The 25,251-nt window shown below is 74.9% G+C and carries 23 protein-coding genes; 15 read left to right on the top strand and 8 right to left on the bottom strand.

Features of this window, described 5'->3' with window-relative positions; genetic code table 11:
* Positions 1-9 precede the first annotated feature (9 nt).
* Positions 10-537 (top strand): GNAT family N-acetyltransferase, encoded by a 528-nt coding sequence (locus AB0N76_RS21455; RefSeq protein ID WP_363559136.1) that lies wholly within the window; start codon positions 10-12, stop codon positions 535-537.
* Positions 538-739: 202 nt separating this feature from the next.
* Positions 740-2,389 (top strand): phospholipase, encoded by a 1,650-nt coding sequence (locus tag AB0N76_RS21450; RefSeq protein ID WP_363559134.1) that lies wholly within the window; start codon positions 740-742, stop codon positions 2,387-2,389.
* Positions 2,390-2,421: 32 nt separating this feature from the next.
* On the opposite strand, the gene AB0N76_RS21445 is transcribed toward AB0N76_RS21450, so the two are convergent.
* From AB0N76_RS21445 to AB0N76_RS21435, 3 genes are all read right to left on the bottom strand, one after another.
* Entirely contained in the window at positions 2,422-2,766 is a 345-nt protein-coding gene (locus AB0N76_RS21445) for a hypothetical protein (RefSeq protein WP_363559132.1), read from the bottom strand.
* Between the two features lie 116 nt (positions 2,767-2,882).
* Complete coding sequence (locus tag AB0N76_RS21440) at positions 2,883-4,361, bottom strand: hypothetical protein (RefSeq protein ID WP_363559130.1); 1,479 nt, start codon at positions 4,359-4,361, stop codon at positions 2,883-2,885.
* 114 nt (positions 4,362-4,475) lie between these two features.
* Positions 4,476-5,477: an aminoglycoside phosphotransferase family protein gene (locus AB0N76_RS21435; RefSeq protein WP_363559128.1), complete on the bottom strand. Its 1,002-nt coding sequence runs from the start codon at positions 5,475-5,477 to the stop codon at positions 4,476-4,478.
* 380 nt (positions 5,478-5,857) lie between these two features.
* Between AB0N76_RS21435 and AB0N76_RS21430 the strand changes: the two genes are divergently transcribed.
* The 8 genes from AB0N76_RS21430 (at position 5,858) to AB0N76_RS21395 (ending at position 15,662) form a co-directional block, all read left to right on the top strand.
* A complete protein-coding gene (locus AB0N76_RS21430) occupies positions 5,858-7,057 on the top strand; it encodes an Hsp70 family protein (protein WP_363559126.1) in 1,200 nt (399 codons plus the stop codon).
* A 200-nt stretch (positions 7,058-7,257) separates the two neighbouring features.
* On the top strand, positions 7,258-8,154 hold the full coding sequence (locus AB0N76_RS21425; RefSeq protein ID WP_363559124.1) for a hypothetical protein: 897 nt from the start codon (positions 7,258-7,260) through the stop codon (positions 8,152-8,154).
* 130 nt (positions 8,155-8,284) lie between these two features.
* Positions 8,285-9,340, top strand: a complete 1,056-nt coding sequence (locus AB0N76_RS21420) for a hypothetical protein (protein ID WP_363559122.1) — start codon at positions 8,285-8,287, stop codon at positions 9,338-9,340.
* Positions 9,341-9,344: 4 nt separating this feature from the next.
* Positions 9,345-11,003 (top strand): hypothetical protein, encoded by a 1,659-nt coding sequence (locus AB0N76_RS21415; RefSeq protein ID WP_363559120.1) that lies wholly within the window; start codon positions 9,345-9,347, stop codon positions 11,001-11,003.
* The gene (locus tag AB0N76_RS21410) at positions 11,000-13,060 is read left to right on the top strand and encodes a dynamin family protein (RefSeq protein ID WP_363559118.1); all 2,061 of its coding nucleotides are present in this window, start codon (positions 11,000-11,002) and stop codon (positions 13,058-13,060) included. Before AB0N76_RS21415 ends, AB0N76_RS21410 begins: the two co-directional genes overlap by 4 nt.
* A gap of 5 nt (positions 13,061-13,065) precedes the next feature.
* Positions 13,066-14,007: a hypothetical protein gene (locus AB0N76_RS21405; RefSeq protein ID WP_363559116.1), complete on the top strand. Its 942-nt coding sequence runs from the start codon at positions 13,066-13,068 to the stop codon at positions 14,005-14,007.
* Positions 14,004-15,491 carry a GTPase gene (locus AB0N76_RS21400; protein WP_363559114.1) on the top strand — a complete coding sequence of 496 codons (1,488 nt, stop codon included), beginning with the start codon at positions 14,004-14,006 and terminating at the stop codon, positions 15,489-15,491. Before AB0N76_RS21405 ends, AB0N76_RS21400 begins: the two co-directional genes overlap by 4 nt.
* Positions 15,492-15,506: 15 nt before the next feature.
* Positions 15,507-15,662: a hypothetical protein gene (locus AB0N76_RS21395; protein ID WP_363559112.1), complete on the top strand. Its 156-nt coding sequence runs from the start codon at positions 15,507-15,509 to the stop codon at positions 15,660-15,662.
* Positions 15,663-15,936: 274 nt separating this feature from the next.
* Here the strand turns inward: AB0N76_RS21395 and AB0N76_RS21390 are convergent, their stop codons facing one another.
* The 4 genes from AB0N76_RS21390 to AB0N76_RS21375 all read right to left on the bottom strand — a co-directional run bounded on the left by AB0N76_RS21390 (position 15,937) and on the right by AB0N76_RS21375 (position 19,358).
* Complete coding sequence (locus AB0N76_RS21390) at positions 15,937-16,545, bottom strand: Fic family protein (RefSeq protein ID WP_363559110.1); 609 nt, start codon at positions 16,543-16,545, stop codon at positions 15,937-15,939.
* Entirely contained in the window at positions 16,532-17,254 is a 723-nt protein-coding gene (locus AB0N76_RS21385) for a hypothetical protein (protein WP_363559108.1), read from the bottom strand. Before AB0N76_RS21385 ends, AB0N76_RS21390 begins: the two co-directional genes overlap by 14 nt.
* A 224-nt stretch (positions 17,255-17,478) precedes the next feature.
* Complete coding sequence (locus tag AB0N76_RS21380; protein WP_363559106.1) at positions 17,479-18,642, bottom strand: hypothetical protein; 1,164 nt, start codon at positions 18,640-18,642, stop codon at positions 17,479-17,481.
* Entirely contained in the window at positions 18,639-19,358 is a 720-nt protein-coding gene (locus tag AB0N76_RS21375; protein WP_363559104.1) for a Crp/Fnr family transcriptional regulator, read from the bottom strand. Before AB0N76_RS21375 ends, AB0N76_RS21380 begins: the two co-directional genes overlap by 4 nt.
* Before the next feature lie 448 nt (positions 19,359-19,806).
* Between AB0N76_RS21375 and AB0N76_RS21370 the strand changes: the two genes are divergently transcribed.
* Positions 19,807-21,354 (top strand): S8 family serine peptidase, encoded by a 1,548-nt coding sequence (locus AB0N76_RS21370; RefSeq protein WP_363559102.1) that lies wholly within the window; start codon positions 19,807-19,809, stop codon positions 21,352-21,354.
* A 27-nt stretch (positions 21,355-21,381) separates the two neighbouring features.
* On the opposite strand, the gene AB0N76_RS21365 is transcribed toward AB0N76_RS21370, so the two are convergent.
* Entirely contained in the window at positions 21,382-22,284 is a 903-nt protein-coding gene (locus AB0N76_RS21365; RefSeq protein ID WP_363559100.1) for a LysR family transcriptional regulator, read from the bottom strand.
* A gap of 115 nt (positions 22,285-22,399) precedes the next feature.
* On the opposite strand from AB0N76_RS21365, the gene AB0N76_RS21360 reads away from it, so the two are divergent.
* The 4 genes from AB0N76_RS21360 to AB0N76_RS21345 all read left to right on the top strand — a co-directional run bounded on the left by AB0N76_RS21360 (position 22,400) and on the right by AB0N76_RS21345 (position 25,161).
* Positions 22,400-23,374 carry a pseudouridine-5'-phosphate glycosidase gene (locus tag AB0N76_RS21360; RefSeq protein ID WP_363559098.1) on the top strand — a complete coding sequence of 325 codons (975 nt, stop codon included), beginning with the start codon at positions 22,400-22,402 and terminating at the stop codon, positions 23,372-23,374.
* A 3-nt stretch (positions 23,375-23,377) separates the two neighbouring features.
* Positions 23,378-24,280 carry a PfkB family carbohydrate kinase gene (locus AB0N76_RS21355; RefSeq protein ID WP_363559096.1) on the top strand — a complete coding sequence of 301 codons (903 nt, stop codon included), beginning with the start codon at positions 23,378-23,380 and terminating at the stop codon, positions 24,278-24,280.
* A 250-nt stretch (positions 24,281-24,530) separates the two neighbouring features.
* On the top strand, positions 24,531-24,746 hold the full coding sequence (locus AB0N76_RS21350; RefSeq protein WP_363559094.1) for a hypothetical protein: 216 nt from the start codon (positions 24,531-24,533) through the stop codon (positions 24,744-24,746).
* A 130-nt stretch (positions 24,747-24,876) separates the two neighbouring features.
* The gene (locus tag AB0N76_RS21345; RefSeq protein ID WP_363559092.1) at positions 24,877-25,161 is read left to right on the top strand and encodes a hypothetical protein; all 285 of its coding nucleotides are present in this window, start codon (positions 24,877-24,879) and stop codon (positions 25,159-25,161) included.
* Positions 25,162-25,251: the final 90 nt, after the last annotated feature.

Genomic DNA, 25,251 nt, shown 5'->3' with positions numbered 1-25,251 from the left:
GGTGGCGGCATGACGAACCTGTACACCGACCGACTGCTGCTCCGCCGCTGGCGTGAGTCCGACCTCGAACCGTGGGCGGTGATGAACGCCGATCCCGAGGTGCGCGAGCACCTGGGGGAGGTCCTCACCCGGGAGCAGAGTGATGCCTCGGTCGCCCGCTTCGAGGCGGCGTTCGACCGGCGTGGGTACGGGTGGTGGGCCGTCGAGGTGCGGGAGAGCGGGGAGTTCGTCGGGTTCGCGGGTCTGGACGAGGTGGACGAGGGGCTGCCGTTCGGCGGGGTGGAGATCGGGTGGCGGCTCGCTCGTCCGGCCTGGGGCCGCGGCTACGCCACCGAGGCCGCGCGGGCCGTCCTCGCGCACGGCTTCGAGGTGCTCGCGCTGCCCGAGATCCTCGCCGTCACGACGGCGTCGAACGTCCGCTCGCAGGCGGTGATGCGCCGGCTCGGCATGACCACCGACCCGGCCGAGGACTTCGAGGACCCGAGCGAGCCGGAGGGGCCGCTGCGCCACAACGTCCTGTTCCGCATCACCCCCTGAGCTGAGGTCACCCCCGCTGACGACTCCTCGGGGCGGGTCGGCCGGTCGGCGGGGGTCGGGTGGCGGGGGTCGATCGGCGGGTGCGAAACAGGCCTGCTGGCGCATTGTCATGTGCAAATTGAACGAGATATTACTTATGGGTAATCTCAGGGTGTCCCGCGGATGATCATGCATCACCCGCCATGCTCTGAAGGAACTCCACGTGTCCCGTCCCGGCTCCCGCCGCTCCGGTCGCGTCCTGCGCGCCGCCCTCGCCGCCGCTGCGACCACCACCCTGCTCGCCGTCGTCCCGTCCGCGCCGGCCCACGCCGCCGCCGCGCCCGCGCCGGCCCCCGCCCCCCACCTCGACGCCGTCGAGCGCGTCCTGCGCGAGGTCTCGCCCGGGCTGGAGGGCACCGTCTGGCAGCGCACCGAGGGCAACAGCCTCGCCGGTGCCGGCACCGCCGACGGCCGCGGCGACTGGCTGCTCCAGACGCCCGGCTGCTGGGGCGACGCCACCTGCGCCGACCGGCCCGGCACCCGCGCGCTGCTCGCCAAGATGACCGCCGACGTCGCCGCCGCCACCCGCAGCGTCGACCTCTCCACCCTCGCGCCGTTCCCGGAGGGTGGGTTCCAGGACGCCCTGGTCGCCGGTCTCAAGGCCTCGGTCGCCGCCGGAAACCGCCCGGTCGTGCGGATCCTGGTCGGCGCCGCCCCGGTCTACCACGCCAACCAGCTGCCCTCCCGCTACCGGGACGAACTGGTCGCCAAGCTCGGCCCGGCCGCCGCCTCGGTCAGCCTGAACGTCGCCTCGATGACCACCTCGCGCACCGCGTTCTCCTGGAACCACTCCAAGCTCCTGGTGGTCGACGGACGCACCGTCATCGCCGGCGGCATCAACAACTGGAAGAGCGACTACCTCGACACCACCCACCCGGTCTCGGACGTCGATCTGGCGCTCAGCGGCCCGGGTGCGACCACCGCCGCCCGCTACCTGGACACCCTGTGGGAGTGGACCTGCGGCCGGGTCGGCGTGTTCGACAGCGCCTGGTTCGCCTCCTCGGACGGCGGCGCCTGCCGTCCGTCGATCGAGCGCGAGCTCAACCCGCCGGCCGCCGCCACCGGCAGCGTCCCGGTGATCGCCGTCGGCGGCCTCGGCGTCGGCATCAAGGACAACGACCCCAAGTCCGCGTACCGGCCCGGTCCGGTCGCCGGGGCGGCGGACGCCAAGTGCAGCCCGCTCACCCTGCACGACAACACCAACGCCGACCGCGACTACGAGACGGTCAACCCCGAGGAGAACGCGCTGCGCGCCCTCGTCGGCAGCGCCCAGCGGCACATCGAGATCTCCCAGCAGGACGTGAACGCCAGCTGCCCGCCGCTGGCCCGCTACGACTCCCGCCTCTACGACACGCTGGCCGCCAAGCTCGCCGCCGGCGTCAAGGTGCGGATCGTGGTCAGCGACCCGGCCAACCGCGGCACCATCGGCAGCGGCGGCTACTCGCAGATCAAGTCCCTCAACGAGATCAGCGACGTCCTGAAGGCCCGCCTCACCGCCCTCACCGGCGACCAGGGCAAGGCCGGCGCCGCGCTGTGCGGCAACCTCCAGCTCGCCACCTTCCGCGCCGCCCCGACCGCGACCTGGGCCGACGGGCACCCGTACGCGCTGCACCACAAGCTGGTGTCGGTCGACGACTCGGCGTTCTACATCGGCTCGAAGAACCTCTACCCGGCGTGGCTGGAGGACTTCGGCTACATCGTCGAGGACCGCAACGCGGCCGGCCAGCTCGACCGCGACCTGCTCGCCCCCGAGTGGAAGTACTCGCAGGCCACCGCGACCGTCGACTGGGCCACCGGCACCTGCCGCGCCTGATCCCGGTCCCGACCGCCGGTCCTGACCCGCGGTCATCCCGTCGCCGGCCCCGGCGGACGCTCCCCGTGACGTCCGCCGGGGCCGGCGGCGTTCCGGGGGGCGTTCTCGTGGGCGGTGCGGTCAGTGGGGTGGGGCGCGGCTTCGAGCGCGGCGCGTTCGCGTTCGCGCTCGCGGGTCCGGCAGGGGAGGTTCCGGGTGAGCGCGTCGCTGCAGTTGGCGGCGGCCATCCGGTGCAGCAGCCCGGCCAGCCGGGCGGCGAGCGGGCGGCCCCAGGCCCGCAGGGCGGCGTCGGCCCGGGCGTCGACGCGTTCGACGAGGTCGCAGAGCCGGGTGACGAGGTGGGCGGTACCGCGAAGGGCGCGACGGAGGTGGTTCACGGGAATGCAACCGGCACGTCACCCGGCCGGTTCCGGGCGTCGGCCGAGTGGCCGGTGGCACACCCGTCGCCGCACGCCCCTCGCCCGGGGTCCGCGCCGAGGCGGGGGTGGACGCGTCAGTTCCCGGGCGCGCCCGGCTCGTGATGGTTCCGCCGGCGCTTCCACAGCCTGGCGATGCCGAACAGGAGCAGCAGGAAGACGACGCAACCGCCCAGCTCGACCAGGAAGACCGCCGTGGGATCGAAGCGGCGGAAGGCGTCGGTGGTGTTCACCGCGATCGCGGCGACCGGCCAGAGGGCGAGGATGCAGTACAGGACGCGCGTCCCGAGCCCGAAGACCTGCACCGGTTGCGGCAGTCGCAGCCACCCTCCACTCCCCGGGCGGGCGTCCGCCGGTGCGGCGGGCGGCTCCGGTGGCCGGTAGGCGGCGGCCCGGTGACCGAGGCCCCAACGGGTCTCGCCGTCGTCGAGGACCAGGAGGGAGCGGGAGGAGGGGCCGAGCGTGGTCTCCCGACCGAGCCAGCCCGTGGCCCCGGCCAGTCGGGGCACGGTCTCCCTGACGGTCGCCGCGGCGGCGAAGCGGGCGGCGTACTCCTGGAAGACGACCGTGCCGGGCCCCTCCTCCTCCGAGGGGTCGGCTGTCTCGGGGTCCAGGCGGAACCCCGACTGCCAGGCGACCCCGCTCTCCTCCTCGTTCCCCGTGCGGATGCTCCAGGTCAGGACGGTGTCACCGAGCCGGACGCGGGTCCAGGAGACCGCTCTGGGGTCGGACGGGTCGGTGATCAGCGGATGCGGCGACATCCGCAGCCAGGCGTTCGGCAGCAGCGCGCGTCGTCCGATCACCCCGAACAGGACGCACCACCAGAGCAGCAGCAGGACGCCGGAGAGAAGCAGTCCGGGGACACCCGCGATCGGGGCGTCCGGACGCATGCGCGTCAGGTCGGGCTCGGCGAACACGCCCCGGTCTGGATGCTCGATGTCGAGCAGGATCCGGACGTGGTCCCCGGGGGCCAGCTGGTCGAGCCGTCCGCGCTCGTCGGGGACCGGCACCGACAACTCCGGGCGTCCGGCCGGGTGTACGGCGAGGGAGGCGTCGCCGAAGCGTGCCACCGTGCCGTCGGTCCAGCGGGCCCCGGCGGCGAGCAGGGTGTCGTGCCTGGTGATCAGCTCCCGTTCGACCGGCTGCTGCGCGGTGATGAAGACGACCGGGGCGACCCACAGTGCCGGCAGCGCCATCGCCCAGCCCGCCGCCACCGACCGGCGGGTGCGGCGGGCCGCCTGCTCGGCCACGTCCCGCAGTTCGGCGGGCGTCGGGGGGTGGGGCCGCGGCGGCGTGGGGGCGGTTCGTCCGGCCCGTGGCGCGAGGGCGGAGGCGATCAGCCAGGCGGCGCCGAGCAGCACGGTGACGGCGAGCGGGACGAGCACCTCCCAGCGCGGCGCCCGGTGCCACGGCACGAACAGCACGGTACCCAGCGACCAGGCCCCGGCCAGCACGGCGGCGCACCCCGTCCCGAAGGTCCATGCCGTCGCCCGCCGGCCGGTCCGCTCTGCCGGCGGCCGTTCCTCCTTCGGCGGATCCTCGTACCACTCGCTCACGGCGCCCCCTCTGTCCCCGGCAGCCTCACCGGTCTCGCCGGTCTTGCCGGACCACGCTAGGCGCTCCCGCCGGACCGGTCCAGGCATCCGGGCGTGGTCGGCCGCCACCCGCCGTTACCCGCAGCGGTGGGCGAGCAGGGCGGTGGCGATGGCGACCTGGGTCGGCTCCAGGGCCGTCCGGCCGTCCTCGATGTCCCACAGGGCGTTCTGCAGGACCCGGCCGAGCGTCCACCCGGCGGCCCGGGCGCGGTCCAGGCCGACGGTCCCGGTCAGCAGGTCGAAGCGGCGCAGCACGGTGCGTTCGGCGTCGGCCCCGCCGAGGACGGTTTCCCACCGCTGGTCGAGGGCGGGCAGCAGCTCGAACCCCGGGTCACCGGCCAGGGGTTCGGGGTCGATGACGAGCCACGGCTGCCGCTCGCCGGCCAGGACGTTGCCGTCGTGCAGGTCCCAGTGCAGCAGGCGGTCCCCGGGTTCGTCGAGCAGTTCGGCCACCGCCGCCGCGCAGGAGCGGACCAGCCGCCGCTCGTCGGGGTCGCGCAGCGCGGGGACGGCCCGGGGCGTGTCGTCCAGCATCGCGGAGGCGAGGTCGCCGAGCCGGCGCAGGCCGGGCGGCGCGGGGACGGCGGTCAGCCGGGCCATCAGTTCGGCGAGGACCGGCAGGGCGGTGTCGTCGTCGGTGACCGCGGCGAGTGACCGGGTGGCGTCCAGGCGCTCCAGCAGCTGGGTGCCGGTGGCGGCGTCGTGGTCGAGCAGGAGGACGGCGCCGTCGCCGCGCCAGGCTCGCAGTCCGGCGGCGACCCCGGCGGTCTCGGCGCGGACCTGCTGCAGTCGCAGTACGGCGGGGGAGCCGTCCTCCCGCCGGACGGGCAGGACGAGCGAGGCCATGCCGTGGTCGGGCGGGCCGTCCGGTCGCAGGGCCCAGCGTTCCAGGAACTCCGTTGTCAGTGCGGGGAGTTCGCCGATCCAGGCGCGTTCGGCGGTGCCGAGGGCGCCGTAGTCGGCGGCGAAGGCCGGGGGAATGGTGATCGGGGCGGGGGCGGGGGCGGGGGCGGTGACGGCGTCGGGGGTGGCGGCGGGGTCGGGCGTGTTGACGGCGGCGGGGTCGGGCGTGGTCATCGGAGCCTTCCTCGGTGGGGCTGCTCCCGCCCCGACCGGATCCGACTCTCGCACGGCCCGTCCGGGGGATGGAATCCGGGGTTCGGATACGGAATAGGTCATCTGATGGTGTTTCGGTCGCCGGGTGCGCGGAGAGTGGACCCCGGCACCCCGGATGGGGGGCCGGGGTGCCAACCCGAGCAGGGTGTGACGTCGGCGCTCAACCGGCAATGCCCATGCCATTGTTACAAGATGTCCAGAACTTCTCCACAGCTGCCCGTGGGGCCCTAACATCCTGCGCGGATGCTCGGGTGCGTACCTCCCGGCGCCGCTCCGTGTGTCCGTGCCCCGAGGCAACGCTCGACGCAACTCGCTTGTGAGGAACCGTGTCTGACTGGTCGTTGGCAATCGACTTCGGCACCTGCTTCACCACCGCCGCCGTCCGCCCGGCGCAGTCCGACGCGGTCTCGGCGGTGGAGATCGAGAACAGCCGCTACCTGCCGTCCCTGGTCTGCCTCGACGACGCCGGCCGGCTGCTCACCGGCCGGGCGGCCGTCCAACTCGCCGCCCAGCGGCCGGAACGCGCGGAGCAGCATCCCAAGCGGGCGCTGCTGCGGCAGCCGGCCGTCCTGCTGGACGACTGCGAGCGGGAGACCGTCGACCTGGTCGCCGCCGTGCTCGCCCGGGCGGTGGCCGAGGCCCGCGCTCAGCAGGGTGGCGCCGGGCCGGCGAGGACCGTCCTCACCCACCCCGCCGACTGGTCGCCCGCCGACCTGGACCGGCTGGCCGAGGCCGCCGCCCGGGCCGGGATCGACCGGCCGGAGCTGCTGCCCGAACCGGTCGCCGCCGCCCGCTTCTACGCCGCCCGGGCCGACGGCGGCACGCAGTCCGTGGCGGCCGGGGGCGGACCGATCGCGGTCTACGACCTGGGCGGTGGCACCGTCGACACCGCCGTACTCCGTTGGGAGGGGAGCGAGTTCAGGACCGTGGCGGTGGCGGGGGACCCGGGGTTCGGCGGCCGTGATCTGGACCAGGCGCTGTTCGCGCTGCTCCGGGACCGGGCGCTGGACCTCGACCCCGAACCCTGGCAGCGGCTGTGGGACGACCCGGCGCCCGCCGCCGCTCATCAACGAGCCCATCTGGGTAGGGAGTTGACCCTGGCCAAGGAGTCCCTGTCGAGCACCGGCACGGTGTACCTCGCCGTCCCCGGCTACCCGGACCCGTTCGTCGTCCAGGGCGGCGAGTACCGGGCGGCCGTCACTCCGGCGCTCACCGCCTCGGTCGACCTGCTGGACCGGGTCGTCGCCCGGGCCGGTCTGACCCCGGCCGACCTCGCCGTCGTGGTGCTCTGCGGGGCGGCCAGCCGGACACCGCCGGTCGCCGACCTGATCGCGGACTGGCTGGGCCGGTCGCCCGAACTGGCCACCGACCCGAAAGCCGCTGTGGCCCTCGGCGCACTCACCGAACCACCGGCTCCGCCCGCCCCGGCCGCATCGGACCCCGCCGCGGCGGACGGCGCGACGGAGGGCCGCCGCCGCTGGACCGTCACGCACTACCCCGACGAGGTCGACCCCTACCTCGACGGGCGGCTGTCCTTCTGACTGAATCCCGTTGGCCCCATCGTCCGTGACGACCCATCGTGCCTGTTGCAAGCCGTAGTACCTGTTACAACCCATAACACCCCTGACGACCCGTAACGATCGTGATAGCAAGCCGCACCACCGACCCGGGCCCGGCGCTGCCCGAAACCCGACCGAAGCCCGCCCGCCCTTGGAGACCAGACCCGCCCCCGAGGAACCGCATGGACATCGTGATGCTCGGCCACAGCGCGGCCGGCAAGACCAGCTACCTCTCCCTCATGTACGCGGCCATGTGCGACGGCGTCGAAGGCATGACCCTCCGCACCGCCGACAACGACGTGCACCGCTCGCTGCAGGCCGACGCCCGCGCCATCCTGCGCGGTCGCTACCCGCGCGCCAGCGACCGCCCCCGCTCTTACGACTTCGTGCTCTGCCACAACGGCGGCGACGTCTTCCCGTTCCGCTGGAAGGACCACCGCGGCGGCGCCCTCACCGAACACCGCCGCGGCAGCCCGCAGGCCGCCCAACTGCACGACGACCTGGTCGCGGCCGACGGCATCGTGCTCTTCGTCGACGCCCTCCGGCTGGACACCGACCCCGAGGCGGCGCAGGACGTCCGCCGGCTCGTGGTCCGCGTCCACCAGGCCGTCGCGGACCGGGAGGAGACCCTGACCCCGCTGGTGATCGCGCTGACCAAGACCGACCTGGTCGACCTCGGCGCCCCCGACGCGGCGGACCGCTTCCTCGGACCGTTCCTGCCGCTGATCGAGGCGGTCCAGGAGACCCGGCACATCCAGGGGGCGTTCATCCCGCTGGTCTGCGGGCCCGAACCGGAGGGGGTGGCGCTGCCGGTGCTGTGGGCGCTCCGGTTCGGCATCATCGGGCGGGCCATGCAGCTGTCCGCCTCGATCGACAGCCTGGTGGCCTCCGCCCAGCTGGCCGACCAGCGGGACACCCTCTGGGACCGGGTCAGCAGCTGGTGGGACGACGTGCCGTCGTGGGCCGCCATCCGGGACCGCGACCGCGCGCTCGCCGCGGCCGAACTGGAGCGCCTGGAACCGCTGGTGGAGCCCGCCGACCGGCTCGGCGAGCTGCTGGAGGACGTCTTCTCGTTCTGACCCCGGACTCCGGACCCGGCCCGCACCCGTCCCGACGACCACCCGAGACCCTCGACCACCCGGGACCCTCGACCACCCGAGACCCTCGACGACCCGAGACCCTCGACCTCGCGAACCTGAGGACCACGCCATGACCGTTCCCAACCTCACCCTCACCATGCTCGGGGCCAGCGGCTCCGGCAAGACCGCCTACCTGCACGGCATGTACAACCGGCTCTCCATGGGCGTCCAGGGCTACTACCTCTACGCCACCGACCCCGACCTCGACCTCGACCTCGCCGAGGACTGGGCCCGGCTGCGCCGCACCGGCACCATGCCCAAGGCCACCTCGGACCGGCCCATCGCCTACGAGTTCGTGTTCCGGCGCGGCATGCGCGACCTGATGACCATCGACTGCGTCGACTTCCGCGGCAACGCCGCCCTGGACCGCAGGGGCGCGGCCGCCGACGTCGCGCAGCTGGAGGAGCGCCTGTCGGTGTCCGACGCCATCATCCTGGCGCTGGACTCCGAGCACGTGGCCGAGTGGATCAGCCAGGGCGCCCCCGGCAACCTGGACCGGGACGACGACCCGATGGAGATCTCCCGGTTCAGCCGCGCGATCTCCCGCGTCTTCAGCCGCCGCATGCAGGACGGCGACCCGGTGCCCGGAGTGACCGTCCTGCTCACCAAGGCCGACCTGCTGGCCGCCCGCACCGGTATGAAGGCCCACGAGGCGCTCCAGGTGGCGGGCCAGAACTTCGGCAAGCTCGTGCCGGTGCTGGCCGGCGACGGGGCCGAGGGCGTCACGGTCGCGCTCTGCCCGGTCCAGCTCGGCAACTTCGGCGCGGCCGCGCAGGCCACCGTCGACGCCAGCCGGATCGCCCCGAAGAACCTGCACCTGCCGGTCATCTTCAGCCTCCGCCACTACCTCAGCGAGGGCATCGTGCGGAACCGCCAGGAGATGTCCCGGCTCTCCGCGAGCCTGGACGCCTCGCGCGGCGAACTGGAGGCGCTCAGCCAGGGGTTCTTCGGCGGGCTGTTCAAGGGCGCCCAGAAGACCAGCGCCCGGCAGGAGATCGACCGGCTGGTCGCCAGCAGCTCGGCGACCTCGACGGACCTCCAGAAGGCCCAGGACCGCTGCCGGGAGCTGGACCAGGAAATGCGGGGGATCCCGATCTACCGCGACGGCCGACTGCTGACGGACTGAGACCATGACGAACCAGAACCACACCCCGCCCCCGCCCCCGGACGGCGACCCCACCGTGCCGGACACCGAGGCCGCCGAGGCGGGCGAGCCCGGCGGCTGGTCCGCCGTCGTGTACGGCCGGACCCTGCAGGTCGACCAGTGGTGGCGGGCGCTGCCCGCCGGAGCCGACCGGCAGGGGCCGCTCGGGGACGCCGTCCGGGCCGTCGTCGCGGGCGGGAACCGGCTGGAGCACGGGCCGCGCTTCCTGCTGCACCGCGACGGCCACGGCGTCCTGGTGGGCGCCGCCTGCGAGTTGGGCCTGATCAGCCGGACCATGGTGAACGACCGGTTCGGCCGCCCGCTGTACGGCTTCGTCGGCTGGTACCGGGCCGCGCCGACCGGCGGGCGGATCCCCGGACTCGCCGAGCTGGCCGACCGGTTGGCGGACTGGGCCGGCCCGGTCTACCGCCAGTGGACCGAGCAGACCTGGACCGCCGTCGGCCGGGACGAGGCCGAGCCGCGGGCCACCCGGCCGGCCGCCGTCCCGTGGGCTGAGCCGCTCCGGGCGGGGACAGCCGGGCCGGCGGCCGCGCCGGTGTGGCTGCCGACCCGGTCGGACGGCGCCCACCTGCTGCCCGAGACGGCGGCGGACGAGCTCTGGTCGGCGGCCGCGGCCGGGACCGACCGGTGCGTGCTGGTCACCGGGTGGCGGCGGCGCTCCGACGCCGAACCGGCCGAGCTCACCCATCTGACCAGCGCCGACTGCCGGGGGTACGAGTTCCTGCGGCGCCCGCTGCCCCCGCAGCCGACCGCCTCGCCGGGGCAGGCGGGGCGGGCGGGGAAGGCAGGGCAGGCGGGACGGCCCGCGCCGTCCGGGTCGGCGAAGCCCGCGCCCGGGGCGAACCCGAGGACGGCCGACGGCGCGGGGGCGGAGGGGCAGCGGCCCCCGGCCGCCGACGCGGAGCCGTCCCTGCGCGACACCCTGCGGGAGGTGGGCGCGCGGACGTTCGGCAAGGTCGCGCGTGCCCTGTTCGCCTCCGACGAGCCCGCGCGGCCGGAACCGGGACGGCAGGAACCCGGACGACAGGGGTCCGGACGGCGCGAGCCCGGACCGCAGGGATCCGGGCGGCCGGAACCCGGGCCGGGGGATCCGGGCACGAGGGGGTGCGGGGCCGGGGAGCCCCGGCCGGAGGCGCCGGGGACGGGGGAGCGCGGACGGAAGGAGCGCGGCCGGGAGTCCCGGCCGGGCGGCGCGTCCCCGGTCACCGGCTGGCACCCGTACGGGGACCTGGGCGGGCCGCCGCCCACCCCCGTCCGGCCCGGGCAGGGGGCGACCCCGCCGCCCGGCGCCGGCCGCGTCCCGCCCGCGCCCCGGCCGGAGCGCCCGGTGTTCGACCGGACCCGGTCCGTCGACCCGAAGGAGGCCGACTTCTCCGGCATGTTCGGCGGCTTCGACGACCCGGAACCGGAGCCCGATCCGGCACCGACCCCGCCGTCCGCCCCACCGGCCACCCCTCCGACCCCGCCGGCCGGCCTGCCGATCGCCCCGCCGGCCACCCCTCCGTTCACCGAGACGACGCCGCCTGCCGCGACCGCCCCGCCCGCCGCCGCGCCGGACCCGTCGAAGAGCCCGCCCACCGACCCCGGCACCCCGACCGACCCCGTCCCGGGAGAACCCTCATGACCCCGCCCCGTCCCGAACTCCCCTCCCGCGCCCGAGTCCTGGACTTCGCGGCCCGCACCGCCGACCTCCTCGAACGCGCCGCCCGCGTGGCCGCCGCCGAGAGCGGGGCCGCCCCCGCCCCCGCCCCCGCCCCCGGCGGCACCCCGGGAGGCACCCCCGGCGACGGCGCCGGGCGCGTCCGCGAGGAGGCCGCCCGGGCCGCCTCCGGCGCCGCCCGCCTGGTCGTCGTCGGCGAGAAGAAGCGCGGCAAGAGCTCCACCATCAACAGCCTGGTCGGCATCTGGGACCTCCTCCCGGTCGACGCCGACGTCGCCACCGGTGTGCACGTCGTCGTCCGGCACGGCGAGCGCCCACGCGCCGAGGCCTACCTACTTCCAGCGCCTGGCCCCGGCACCGACGCCGCGCCGCACCCCGAACCGATCCCGCTCGAGCGGATCGCCGAGTACGCCGCCGTCGACCCGCTCACCGGCCGCCCGCACCGCTCCGACGTCCACCACGTCGAGGTCGAGCTGCCCGTCCCGCTGCTCGCCGCCGGACTGGAGCTCGTCGACACCCCCGGCGTCGGCGGCCTGGTCAGCGGCCACGCCCAACTCGCCCTGGCCGCCCTGGGGAGCGCCGACGCGCTGGTCTTCGTGGTCGACGGCTCCAGCGAACTCACCCGCTCCGAGCTGGAGTTCCTGGCCCGGGCGACCGAACGGACCGCCGAGACCGTGTTCGTGCTCACCAAGACCGACAGCCACGACGCCTGGCCCACCGTCCTCGAGCGCAACCGCGAACTGCTCGCCCGGCACGCCCCCCGGCACGCCGACGCCCCCTGGTTCCCGGTCAGCAACCGGGCCCGCCGGGACGCCGCCGACGCCGCCGGGGCGGGCGCGCTCGACGAGGCGGCCGAACTGCTGGACGAGAGCGGCTTCGAGTCGCTGGACGCGCTGCTGCGCCGCCGGATCGGCGCCCGGGCCGCCGAACTGCGGCTCGCCAACCTGGTGCACGTCGCCCTCGCCGCGCTCGCCGGGCCGCTCGCCGAGCAGGAGTTGCGGCTCCGCTCGCTCCAGCAGGACCCGACGCTGGCCGCCGAGGTCGAACAGGCCGAGGAGGCGTTGCGGCTGCTCCAGCCGGAGAGCGCCCAGTGGCGGCGCGTCCTCAGCACCGGCGCCCGCGACCTCAAGAACACCCTCCAGCTCGGCTTCAAGCGCAGCCTCAACGACGTCCGCCAGCTCGCCGAGGGGCGGATCGCCACCTCCGAACCGGCCGTGCTGGCCGAGGAGTTCCCGGCCGACCTGGAGGCCCAGGTGGAGGCGATCTGGGTGCAGCTCGACAACGCCGCCCGGCGCGGCCTCGCCGTCCTGGAGGAACGGGTCCGGCAGGCCTGCTCCGCCGTGCTCGACCCGGCCGGCGCGGTCGGCTCCGGCCCCGGCTCCGCCCCCGGCGCGGAACTCGTCGCCGTCGACGGCGGCGGCACCGTCATCCGGGCCGAACGCGGCGCCGCGCTCCCGGAGATGGTGCACTCCACGCACCGCGAGGGCGGCGCGTTCGGGATGATCGAGAGCGTCATCCCCTCGGTCGGCACCGCCGCCACCTTCGGCACCGTGATCGGCCTGCTCACCAGCAGCGTGCTGCTGCCCGCCGTGGCCAGCTACGCGATGCTCGCCGTGCTGACCCGGCGCCGCCGCCAGCGGGCCGAACTCGGCCGGGTGCGGGGGGACGCCACCCGCCACCTCAACCGGGTGCTCACCGAGCTGAGCACCGAGATCCCCGCCCAGATCACCAGCCACGTCGACGAACTGACCGACCGGCTGGGCAGCGCCCTCGACCAGGCGATCGCCGACGAGCGGCTCCGGCTGGAGCGCCAACTCGCCGAGCACCGCCGCAACCTGTCCACCGCCGCGGCCGACCTCGCCGCCGCCCGGGAGCGCGGCAACCGCCGGATCGCCTCGCTCACCGCCCTGCGCGACGAGGGCGTCGCCCTCGCCCACGCCCTCGCCCAGACCGGATCCGCCCATACCGCCCCCGCCCAGGCTTCCCCCGCCCATACCGCCCCCGCCCCGGACGGGAGCTGACCGCCATGGACCTGAGGAACCTGCGCGTGGTCGCCCTCGGCCACAGCAGCGCCGGCAAGAGCAGCTACCTGGCGGCGATGTACACCCGGCTGGCCGTCGGCCGCAAAGGGTTCCGGCTGGTCACCGAACCCGTACTCGGCGGCGAACTGCTCGCCACCGGAAGAGGGTTGCGCAAGGGCGTCTACCCGCCGCCGTCCTCCCGCCGCACCGAGCTCGGGTTCTCGCTGCTCCACGGGCCGGCGATCGTCCTCGGCTTCCACTGGACCGACTACCGGGGCGGGGCGCTCACCAGCTCGGCCGCGAACGACCCGGAGACGGCGGAGCTGCTCCGGCAGCTCACCGGCGCCGACGCGGTGGTCGTCTTCGTCGACGCCCACCGCCTCGCCACCGACCCCGAGTCCCACGACGAGATCCGCCGCAGCGTCGTCCTGCTGCACCGCGCCGTCGGCCGGCAGGACACGCCGCTGCCGATCGTCCTCGCCTACACCAAGTCCGACCTGGTGCCCGACCGGGCCGCCTGGGGCCGCGCCCGGGCGGCGGCGGCCCCGCTGGAGGAACTGATCGGCAGCGGCGGCCGGATCCGGGGCACGACGGTGGCGCTGTCCTGCGGGCCGTCACCCAAGGGCGTCGCCGTCCCCGTCCTGTGGTGCCTCGCCACCCTGTTCGGTCACCAAGTGCGGGAGATGGAGGAGGAGTTGGCCGCGACCAAGGCGGCCATCAAGGACCTCCGCCAGGACGCCCACGCGGTCGACAGCCTGGTGTCCTGGTTCAAGGGCGTGGAGAGCGCCACCAAACGGCTCGAACGGATGGAGGGCGTGGCGCGCACCGAGGAGGCTGAACTCGCCCCCCTGCGACGGCCCGCCCGCCGGCTGGCCAGACTGCTGGCCAGCGAGCAGCGCCGCACCGCCCCGCCGGCCGGCGCGGCCACCCCGGTGGCGGCCCGGTGAACACCCCGCCGCCGACCGGCCCTCCGCCGGACGAACTCACCCCGCTGGTCGAGGAGTTCTGCGCCGACCTGGCCGCCGGCCTGCCGGATGGCCCGGCCGCCGAGGCGGTGCGGGCCGTCCGGGAGCGGCTCGCCGAGCGGACCCTGCGGATCGCCGTCGGCGGCCGGATGAACGCCGGCAAGTCCACCCTGGTCAACGCCCTGCTCGGCCGCCGGCTCGCCGCCTCCGCCGCCACCGAGTGCACCACGGTGGTCGCCTGGTTCCGGCCCGGCCCGCTCAACCGGGTCGAGATCCGGCACCGGTACGGCACCGTCCACCGGCGGGCCGGCGGCCTGCCCCGCGACCCCCGGGACCTCGGCGTGCCGCCCGAACTGATCGCCGAGGTCGTGGTCGAGGCCGCCGGACTCCGGCCGGCCGGCGACTGCGTCCTCGTCGACACCCCCGGCCTGGACTCGCTCAGCGGCCTCGACGAGCCCGCCCTGGCCGCCCTCGCCCGCGCCGACGCGATGATCTACGTCATGCCGCACCCCGGCGCGGGCGACGCCGAAGCGCTCGGTGCCCTGCGTGCCCAGGCCGACGGCCGGATGACCGCGCTCAACGCCGTCGGCGTGCTCAGCCGGATCGACCTGCTCGGCGAGGGCCACGGCGACCCCTGGCCGCGCGCCCGCCAGGTCGCCGCCACCAACGCCGGCCGGCTCGCCGGACTGGTCGACGACGTGCTGCCGGTCGTCGGACTGCTCGCCCAGACCGCCCTCGGCGACGACTTCACCGAACCCGACGCCGCCCTGGTCCGCCGGCTCGCCGAGGCCCCCGCCGCCGAACTGCGCCGCGCCCTCTACTCCGGCCGGCGCTTCCTCGACTGGGCCGACGGCCCGCTCACCCGGCCCGAACGCGAACGGCTGATCGGCCTGCTCGGCGTCTACGGCGTCGACACCGCCCTCAGCGCCGCCCGCCGGGCCCGCACGGAGGGCCGACAGGTCGGGGCCGCCGCCCTGCTGACGGTGTTCCGCGAGGCCTCCGGCATCGGCGCCGTCGTCGCCCACCTGCACCGCCGCTTCGTGGACGCCGCCGACGTACTGCGCGCGGCCGCCGCCCTCGGCGCCGTCGAGGCGGCGCTGAACACGGGCGACGTCCCGCCGGACGCGCTCCGCCAGGCCCGCACCCGGATCGGCGAACTGCGGCAGCACCCGGCGCTGCGCCGCCACGAACTCGCCCAGGCGCTCGCCGCGGTGGCCTCCCACCGGCTCGAACTCGACCCGGACGCGGCCGCCGCCCTGATCGCCCTCGCCACCGGCCGCACCCCCGCCGACCAGCTCCGCCTCGCCCCCGACACCACCCCCGCCGACCTGCGCCGGGCAGCGGCGCGGGCCGCCCGGGACTGGCGCCGCCTGGAGGACGGCCCCCTGCGCGACGTCGGCCGGTACGCCCGGACCGCCCGCGAACTGTGCGAGGCGATCTACTTCGCCACACCACCCACCCCCTGAGGAGCACCCCCCACCATGACCGACCCCGACCAGACCTGGGACGACGGCCACCTCCACCCCGACGACGTCATCGAGGCCGCCGACCACACCGCCTACGAGTCCCCGAGCGACTACTACCACGACGAAAACGGCCACACCCCCGACCCGCCCCCCTCCGACGACGGCTGGTGACCCCAGCCGAGGGGGGACGACCGGCTCCCGCCCCGCCCCGCTGATGCCTGATGATGCCCGGCAGTCGGCCGATCAGGTCCCGGACCACCGGCCGGCCCCGTCCGGTGGGCAGGTAGCCGACTGGTGGCCTCCGGCTCTTGGTGGTGTCCTGTGTGGAGTCCGGCCTCGTAGCCGGTGTCGGTCTTCTCCTGGCGGGTGGCGAGGCCGGGCCAGTCCTTCGGGCGCTTGAGGCACCGTTCCTGGCGGAAGTTGTCGGTGCTCGCACCCGGACGCTTCATTGTCGGCGGCGGTTGAGCACCCCGATGAGAGCGGCAAGGTCGGCGGCACCGACCGGGTCATCCGCGTAGCGGGTGGTCTGGAGGGGGCCGACCTCGGGAAGGACGATGTCCTCCCGGGCCAGTACATGGACCAAGGTCAACAGCGCGGCGCGGGCATTGCCATCGGTGAAGGGGTGGAAGAACGCCACATCGAGATAGGCGCGGGCCGCGCGGGCCGCCAGCGGGACATCCGGGTCGGTCGTCTCGTTCAGGCAGGAATCGAAGTCGGCCTGCGTGCGAGGGGTCAGGCCGTAGCGCTCGCGGCCGGCCTTCGCATAGGCGTCGCTCACGCGGAACGGTGCCTCTGTCGCAGCGAGGACTTCGCGTTGCCAACGGGCCAGCAGGGCGAAGTTCAGCGGGGTGCGGCGTGCGGCGTCTTCTCGGGCCAGGGCGTACGCGGCGAGCAGACGCTCGGCGCGGATCGGGTCGCGCAGGCGCACCGGTCCTTCGCACCAGGACCGGAACCCGTCGCGGTCGGGTGGGACCCGCTGCAGGGCCGGTGCGCGGTGCCAGTCGGCCTCACGGCGCACATGCAGCCAGACCGAGAGGCTGTCAGCAGCGGTCATGGAGCTTCTCCAGCGCTTCCCACTCGCGGTGGTCCCGGTACGGGGCGTGGCCGGTGAGGCCGACGGCGAGGTCCTCGCCGACCGACTCGATCAGACTCCGCTCCGGGTGGACCCAGCTCTTGAACCGGCCGCCGATCGCGCGCTCCACCGCTCGCGCGGCTTCGGCCCGGTCCATGCCGGTGCTGGTGAGGAACCAGCCCAGGACGATCGAGGTCTGGCCGCGCCAGGCGTTGTCCGCGCCCGAGTCCATGGTGTGGGTCACGAGCCGGATGCAGGCCCGTTCCAGGTGCCAGCTGCGGTCCTCGGGCGAGGCGTCCGGCGGCGGCGCCAGTTCGGCGAAGCGCTGGGCCGTCCGCTCCAACCACGCCCGCCACTCCAACAGCGCGGCCACGACACGTTCGGCGGTCTCGTCGGGGGTCGTCACCGACCTCGGCCCGCTGACCCAGCTGCCGATGGGCCCGCCGTCGTAGTGGCACCAGCTCCATCCCCAGGCCCAGGCGCCATACCGCTCCCGGATGATCGCGTCCACCTGGCTCTCGCACCAGCGTTCTCCCTGCCACCCGCCGGCCATGCCGGAGAGCACAGGTGGCACCCACTCGCGGACCAGCGAGCGGAGGCGGGCTTCCTCCACCTCGTCCCAGGCGAACGAGTGGCGGGCAGGGTCGGACTCATCCCAGTCCCGAATGCCCTCGTAGGTGATGGGGGGCACGCGGTTGGAGGGGAAGGGGAGGGTGTCACGGTTGTACGTCAGGGCTGGCCACTCTTCCTGTTCGATGTGATCGACCTGTCAGTCTCGGCTCGAAGCCCCTGCCATCGCGAATGGTTTTCGGTCCCCACGCCGTGCCGCCATCGTGGAGCAGGGGAAGGCGGCCTGCGCCCTGATCGAGCAGGCGGGGAGTGGAACGAGGGGCCGGGGTTGCCGTGGTTGCGGGCTCAGTGGTGGGGGCCGTGCCAGCCCTGGTCCGGCTGGAGGTCGTGGACGTCATGGACGTCGTGGAGATTGTGGGTGTCGAGGAGGTCGGGGGAGTCGAAGGCCGTGTGGCTGTCGACGGGGTCGTGGGTGTGGTGGTCGTCGTAGGAGGGGTACGCGGGGTCGGTGTCGTGGTGGTGGTGGCTGTCGTCGGGGGTGTGGTCGGGCTGGTCGTGGTGGTGCGGGTCCTGATGGTGGTGCGGGTCGGTGGCCCAGGGGTCGGGGTCGTAGCCGTCGTGCGGGTGCCAGGGGTCGTCCGCGTGGTGGCCGTCGTGGTGGTGGGTGTCGTGGTGGTGGCCGTCGTCGTGCCCGTGGTGACCGTGGTGGCCGTCGTGGGTGGTCCAGGTGTCGGTGCCGTCCTCGCCGTGGTTCGGCGGGTCGTGGTCCTGGTGGTGGTGCAGGGTCGGGGTGGCGCCCACGGCGGCGCCGGCGAGGGCGTCGCCGAGGCCGCGGAACAGCACCGAGGCGGTCGCCCGCCGCCGGGCCGCGGGCGCGGCCGGGTCGGGCAGCGGGACCAGCGAGCCCTGCCGGGGTGTGCCGACCCAGGCGTGTGCCTCGAAGCGCTTGGCCGGGATCGCCACCGTGATCGGGGTGAACTCCTCGACGGGCAGGCCGCCCGCCCCGGCCGCGAAGGCGTCGGTGAACAGGTCGTCCGCGACCACCAGCGCCAGGTCGGTGTCCGGGGTGCTCTTGAGCGCGGCCCGCGCCTCGGCGCAGTCCAGCAGGCGGCAGGCGGTCTCCACCGACCGGGCCACGTAGCCGAGGGCGGCCCGCTGCACGCCGCCCTGGGCGAGCGCGGCGCGGACCCGCAGGCGACCGGCCGTGCCGGGGGCCCGGTTGAGGGTGTGCAGCGCGTCGCGCAAGCCGAGGACCAGGCCGGGCAGGGCCTTGGCCTCGTCGACGTCGGGTGGCAGCAGGAGGAGTTGGCCGTCGCCGCGGTCCTGGGCCTCGCAGCGGGCGCGGTCGACGCCGGCCCGGGCGCAGGCGTGGTCGAGGGAGCGGTCGAGCCGTTCCTGGACCTTCTGCTGCACCCGGTAGGGCCGCCCGCTGTACGCCTCGATGTCGACGACCAGGCAGATCCGCCGCAGCCGGGGGGTCTTCGCCTGGTGTCCGGTGCGTTTGGTCATCGTCCGGCACCGCCGTTCGCGTCGCTGGGAGGGTCGGTGGCAAGATCGGTGGGAAGGGGGAGTCCGGCGGCCTTGGAGAGCAAGGTGCGGTCGCGGACGACGAGTTCGCGGTAGCTGGTGCGGACGGCGCCCTGGGCGCGCAGGGTGCGCAGCGAGCGTTCGACGCTGGCGGGGGAGAGCCGGGCGAGCGCGGCGAGGTCGGCGTGGCTGAGCGGGACGTCGATCCGCAGGCCGTCCTCGGTGGGGGTGCCGTAGGAGTGGATCAGGCTGTGCAGGGTGCGGGCGAGCCGGGCGAGGCCGGTGCCGTGGCCGGCGTCGACCCGGTAGCGGGTGGCGGAGCGGAGTTTCCGGCTGACCGAGCGCTGGACGGCGAGGGCCGCCGCGGGCCGGTCGGCGAGGTAGTTGAGGAAGGCCGGTCCGGCGATCTCCCGGGTGGTGCTGGTGCGGACCGCGAGGACGCTGGCGGAGCGCGGTTCGCCGTCCAACACGGCCAGTTCGCCGAGGAGTTCGCCGGGGAGGCGGACGGCGAGCAGGGCCTCGCCGCCGTCCTCGGTGGCGGCCACCACCTTGACGCAGCCGGTCAGCAGGACGGCCACCCGGTCGCCCGGTTCGCCTTCGATCATCAGGGCCTCGCCGGGGGCGTAGACCCGCCGGGTGCCGAGTCGGCCGAGGTCCCGCAGGTCGGCGGCGTCGAGCCCGGCGAACGGGCCGCGCACGAAGCCGGCGACGGCGGTGGGTGGAGCGGGCGGAGCCGTCGGCGGCCGGCCCCGCCGGGTTCTCTCGGGTTCGGGTCCGGATCCCGGTTCGGATCCCGGTTCGGATCCGGGTTCGGAGCCGGGTCTGTGCTCGGCCCGGGTGACGCCGCGCGCGCTCTGCATGGTGCCTGCCCCCACGGTCGGCAACCACCGCCCCGATCGGGGCGATTCCGTACCGGAAGATAGCGCACCGCCGGGTGCGGTGTCAGTCCCGATCGCACGGTGTCCGACGCGTCCGCGCGCCGCCCGGCTCGGTCGTCGGCGAACGACAACATCCGCTGATTGTCAGCGACTTGATGATGAGTCAGGCTTTGGGGATCGATCCGGGCCGGGTCGATGCCATCGCTACCGGAGGGGGCGGACCGTGGCTCCAGGGCAACACCTGCGCAGGGCCTGCGCGGTTCTCGGCATGATCACCGCGCTGTCGATCGGCGCCGGCGGGGCGTTCCCCGCCTCGGCGGCGGCACCGGAGGGGGTGGTGCAGGGCGAACGGTCGCCGGACGCCGTCCCGGGGAGTTACCTGGTCGTGCTCAAGTCGCAACCCGGGAAGGGTGGTTCGGTCGCCGACAGCGCGACGGCGCTGGCCCGCGCGTACGGCGGCACGGTCCGCCGCAGCTACGACGCGGCGCTGCACGGCTTCGCCGCCGGACTCACCGAGCGGCAGGCGCGCCGGCTCGCCGCCGACCCCGCGGTGGCGCTGGTCTCGCAGAACCGCCGGGTGCGCCTGGACGACGTGCGAGCGGCGCAGGCGACGCAGACCGGCCCGGCCTCCTGGGGCCTGGACCGGATCGACCAGCGCCGCTTCCCCTACGACGACCGCTACACCTACCCGGACACGGCCGGCGCCGGCGTCACGGCGTACATCGTCGACACCGGGGTCCGGATCACCTCGGAGGAATTCGACGGCCGGGCCTCCTACGGCTACGACGCCATCGACGGCGACAACGTCGCCGAGGACGGCCACGGCCACGGCACGCACGTCGCGGGAACGGTGGCCGGCAGCAGCTTCGGCGTCGCCAAGGCCGCGAAGATCGTCGCCGTACGGGTGCTGAACGACGACGGCGAGGGCACCACCGAGCAGGTGGTCGCCGGCATCGACTGGGTGACCAAGCACGCCGTCCGCCCGGCCGTGGTCAACATGAGCCTGGGCAGCGAGCCGGACCCGGTGATGGACGCGGCGGTCGCGGGCTCCATCGCCGCGGGGCTGACCTACACGGTCGCCGCGGGCAACCAGAGCATCGACGCGAGCGGGCACTCCCCGGCCCGGGTGCCCGGCGCCATCACCGTCGGCGCGACCGACCGCGTCGACGCCCAGGCCGGGTTCTCCAACTACGGTCCGCTGGTGGACCTCTACGCGCCGGGGGTGGACATCACCTCGGCCTGGTACGTGGCCGACTACCTCGGCCTGGGCGTCGACATGTCCGGGACGTCGATGGCCGCCCCGCACGTGGCGGGCGCCGTCGCGCTCTACCTGGCCTCCCACCCGGCCGCGACCCCGGCCCAGGTGGCCTCGGCGCTGACCTCGGCGGCCACCGTCGGCTCGCTGCGCGAGCTTGGCCCGGGCTCGGCGGACCGCCTGCTGTACGTCGGCGCGCTCCCCAACCGGCCGCGCGGCGCCCGGTTCGCCGCGCCGGGGCCGGTGGCGTTCGACGGGGTCGGCACGGTCGAGTCGCCGGTCACCGTCACCGGGGTGCCCGGCAAGGCGCCCCGGGACCTGGACGTCGCGCTGGACATCGCCTACTGGTGGCGCGGTGACCTGAAGGTCGAACTGGTCGCCCCGGACGGCGCGGTGTTCCTGCTGCACGGCACCGACATCGGCGAGGCGTACAGCAACCTCGTCGGCCTGTACGGCGTCGACGCCTCCGGGCACACCGCCGCCGGGACGTGGCGGCTGCGGGTGACCGACGTCGGCGGCTACTTCCCCGGCACCGTCAACGGCTGGTCGCTGCAGTTCTGACGGGAGCGCCCGCGGTCAGGGGCGCGCTCAGCACGCCTCCAGGACGGCCGCCTCCTCCCGGATCAGCTCGCGCAGCGCGGCGAGCCCGGGGCGGCGGTCGTCCAGGCGCCACTGGAGCTCCAGTGGCAGGGTGGCCCGGTCGGCGAGCCGCACGGTGACCACGTCCTCGGTCAGGTGGCCCCGCATCGAGGCGGGGAAGAGCGAGAACGCCCGGCTGTCCGAGAGCAGGTAGAGCCGGGAGCCGACGATCCGGGCCGGGCCGACCAGCACCGGCGGCTCCACCCCGCGTTCGGCGCACAGGGCGAGCACGTGGTCGTAGTAGCGTGGGTTCTGCTCGCGCGGCCAGAGCAGCAGCGGCAGGTCGCCCAGCTCGTCCAGCCGGACGGCCGTCCGCCCGGCGAGCGGGTGGTCGCGGCTGAGCGCCACGTGCACCGGCTCGTCGGCGATCCGTTCCCGCCGGTAGCCGGGGACGTCGTCGAGGAACCGGCCGAGGCCGATGTCGGCGAGTTCGGCGGCCAGCGTCGGCGACACCCGGCCGGTGTCGACGGACAGCTCGGTCAGCGTCAGCGTGGGCAGCTCCCGTTCGGCCCGGCTGACCACGGCCGGCAGCAGCCGGTTGACCACGGTGGGGGAGGCGACGAGCCGGGCCGTGCCCAGCCGGGCCTCTTCGTGCAGCCGGACCCGGGCGAGCAGGGTGCCGGCCTGGGCGAGCAGCCGGGCGGACTCGGCGGCCATCACCTCCCCGGCGGGGGTGAGCTTCACCGCCCGCCGGCTGCGGTCGAACAGCTCCACGCCGACCGTCCGCTCCAGCCGCGCGACCTCCTGGCTGACCGTCGGCTGGGAGATGTGCAGGCGTTCGGCGGCGCGGCCGAAGTGCAGGGTGTCGGCCACCGTGAGGAAGACCTCCAGCTGGCGCAGGGTGAAACTCATAGCCCGGAGTCTATGAGAAGGGCCGGAATCCATTCTGGATCCCGATGTGATCACTCCCTAGCCTGGATTCACCGCTGCCACACCGTGGTGGCAGCCGCACAGGGAGTACACCGCCATGACCGGACAGCCGATCCGCATCTCCATCTCCGACGAAGTCGCCGAGGCCGTCGCCGCCGGCGCCCCCGTCGTCGCCCTGGAGTCGACCATCTTCACGCACGGGCTGCCCCGGCCGCGCAACCTGGAGGTCGCGCTGGAGGCGGAGGAGCGGCTGCGGTCCACCGGCGTCGTCCCGGCCACCATCGGCGTCTACGCGGGCGTGCCGACGGTCGGTCTGTCGGCGGACCAGATCAAGGAGCTGTCCGAGGCCGACGACCTCGACAAGGCCAGCCTGCGCGACCTGCCGGTGGTCGCCGCGCTCGGACGCCACGGCGGCACCACGGTCGCCGCCACCGCCTTCCTGGCGCACCGGGCGGGGATCCGGGTGTTCTCCACCGGCGGCCTCGGCGGCGTCCACTTCGGCGCCTCGGAGAGCTTCGACGAGTCCGCCGACCTGACCACCCTGGCCGCCACCCCGGTCACCGTGATCAGCGCCGGTGTGAAGTCCATCCTCGACATCCGGGCCACCCTGGAGCGCTTCGAGACCCTCAACATCCCGGTCATCGGCTACCGCACCCGCCGCTACCCCGGCTTCTACATCACCGACTCCGGCCACGAGATCGCCTACCAGGTCGACAGCCCCGAGCAGGCCGCCCGGGTGATCGAGGCCCGCGACGGACTCGACCTGCCGCAGGCCGTCCTGATCGCCAACCCGGTGGACCCGGCCAAGCAGCTCCCGCCGCAGGAGCTGGAGGCGCTGCTCACCCGCGCCTGGGCCGAGGCCGAGCGGCAGGGCGTCACCGGCAACGCCTCCACCCCGTTCCTGCTGGACTTCATCCAGCGCGACACCCAGGGCCGCAGCCTGGAGGTGAACGTCGAGGTCTACCGGGGCAACGTCCGGCTGGGCGGGGAGATCGCCACCGCGCTGGCCGCCGCCAGGAGCACGGGGAGCGCCGGCAGCGGCGGCACCGGGAGCGCCGGAAGCGAGGCCTGACCGATGCTCGGAGTGCTCGGCGACCTCGTGGAGGACATCGTCGTCTGGGTGGACGGCCCGCTGCGGCACGGCACCGACTCCGACGCCCGGGTCTTCCGGCGGCGCGGCGGAAGCGCCGCCAACGTGGCCGCGTTCGCCGCCGGCCAGGGCCCGGCCCGGTTCCTCGGCTGCGTCGGCGACGACCCGGCCGGGCACGCCCTGGCCGCCGAACTGGCCGGCCACGGCGTCGACGTCCGGGTCGCGCACGCCGGCCGGACCGGCAGCATCGTCGTCCTCATCGACGAGGCCGGCGAGCGCACCATGCTCCCCGACCGGGGCGCGGCCACCCTGCTGGCCCCCGTCCCGGACGGCTGGCTCGACGGCCTGACCCACCTGCACGTGCCCGCCTACTCCTTCGACGGCGAGCCGGTCGGCACCGCGGCCGTCGACGCGCTGCGGCGGGTCCGGGCGGCGGGCGGCACCACCTCGCTGGACGCCTCCTCGACCGGCATGCTGGAACGCTTCGGCCGCGAGCGCTTCCTCGCCCTCGCCACCGAGCTCGCGCCCACCCTGCTGTTCGCCAACCGCGACGAGTCCGCGTTCCTCGGGCTGCTCGTCGACGGCCGCCCGGGACCGGAGCGCGCTCGGCTGGCGGCCACCACGGTGGTCACCAAGTCCGGCGCCGAGGCGACCACGATCGACGTGCCGGGGGAGGCGCCGTTCGGCGTGCCCGTCCCGCCGGTCCGCGAGGTCCGTGACCTGACCGGCGCGGGCGACGCGTTCGCGGCCGGCTTCCTGGCCGCCTTCCTGGACGGGCTGTCGGCCGGACTGCCGGACGGCGGCGGGCTGCGCGAGGCCGCCGCGCGCGGTCACCGGTGCGCCGCCCGGGTGCTGGCCTCGCCCGGCGCCTCCTGCCCGCCGGACTGAACCGCGCTGGCCGGCCTGCCTCGGCCGGCCCTCGTCGGCCGACCCGCCCCGAGCCCGCTGGGCCGGACCCCATGCCCCGGGGTCCGGCCCGGCGCCTTTTCCGTCGCAGCCGGTCGAAGCCCGCCGCAGCCCCAGTCGCAGTCCGCCGCCGGTTGTCCGGGACACGCTCACCAACGGCGCAGGGTCCGCCGATCGCGCCCCCGCGTCCGGTACTCAATGGCTCGTCCATCCAACCCGAAAGGGGACAGCCATGAAGTTCGCCAAGTCCGCCGCCCGCGCGGCCTGTTCCGCCCTGGTCCTCGCCGCTGCGGTGCTGGCCGCCCCGCCCGCCGTCGCCGAGGGTCCGCACAACGCGCAGGAGTCGGCCGTGTGCAGTCAGATCCTCAGCACTTTGCTCCCGGGTCTGGTGCCCAGCAGCGTGGTCTGCGCCGTGCAGCCGGAGGACGGTGCGCCCACGACCGGCTGACGTGGGCCCGACTGGGCCGGTCGGGTGGGAAGTTGGGGTGCAAGATCATGTCATCATGGTTACTGAAGGGTTATCGCATGATGTCCCGTCAGTGAATCACGCATTAACGCACCACCGTAAGGAAACACCCATGCGTCGACGCATTCCCGCCCTCATCCTGACCGCGGCCCTGGCCGGTGGCGCCCTCGCCACCGTCGCCCAGGTCGCCACCGCCCAGCCCGCGGCTGCCGCGTCCATCACCGTCAACATCAACCAGCTGCGCCAGCAGGTCGACGACCTGCGCCGGAAGGCCAGCGTGATGGACCACTACGGCGCCTACGACGAGGCCCGCAAGGCCCGCGCCCAGGCCGACGCCATCCAGCGCCGGATCAACCAGCTGGAGAAGGCCGAGCGCGAGGCCGGCCGCCGCTTCTGACGGCAGTCCCGTGACGGCAGTCTCGTGACGGCTGTCCGGCGACGGTCGCCACGCACCGGTGCCGCCCGCCCCGGCCCTGTCGAGGGCGGG

The sequence above is a fragment of the Kitasatospora sp. NPDC093806 genome, from assembly GCF_040683335.1.
In the GTDB taxonomy this organism is placed as follows: domain Bacteria; phylum Actinomycetota; class Actinomycetes; order Streptomycetales; family Streptomycetaceae; genus Kitasatospora.
Note: the sequence above shows the minus strand (reverse complement) of the source record. Positions and strands in the feature narration are given on the sequence as shown.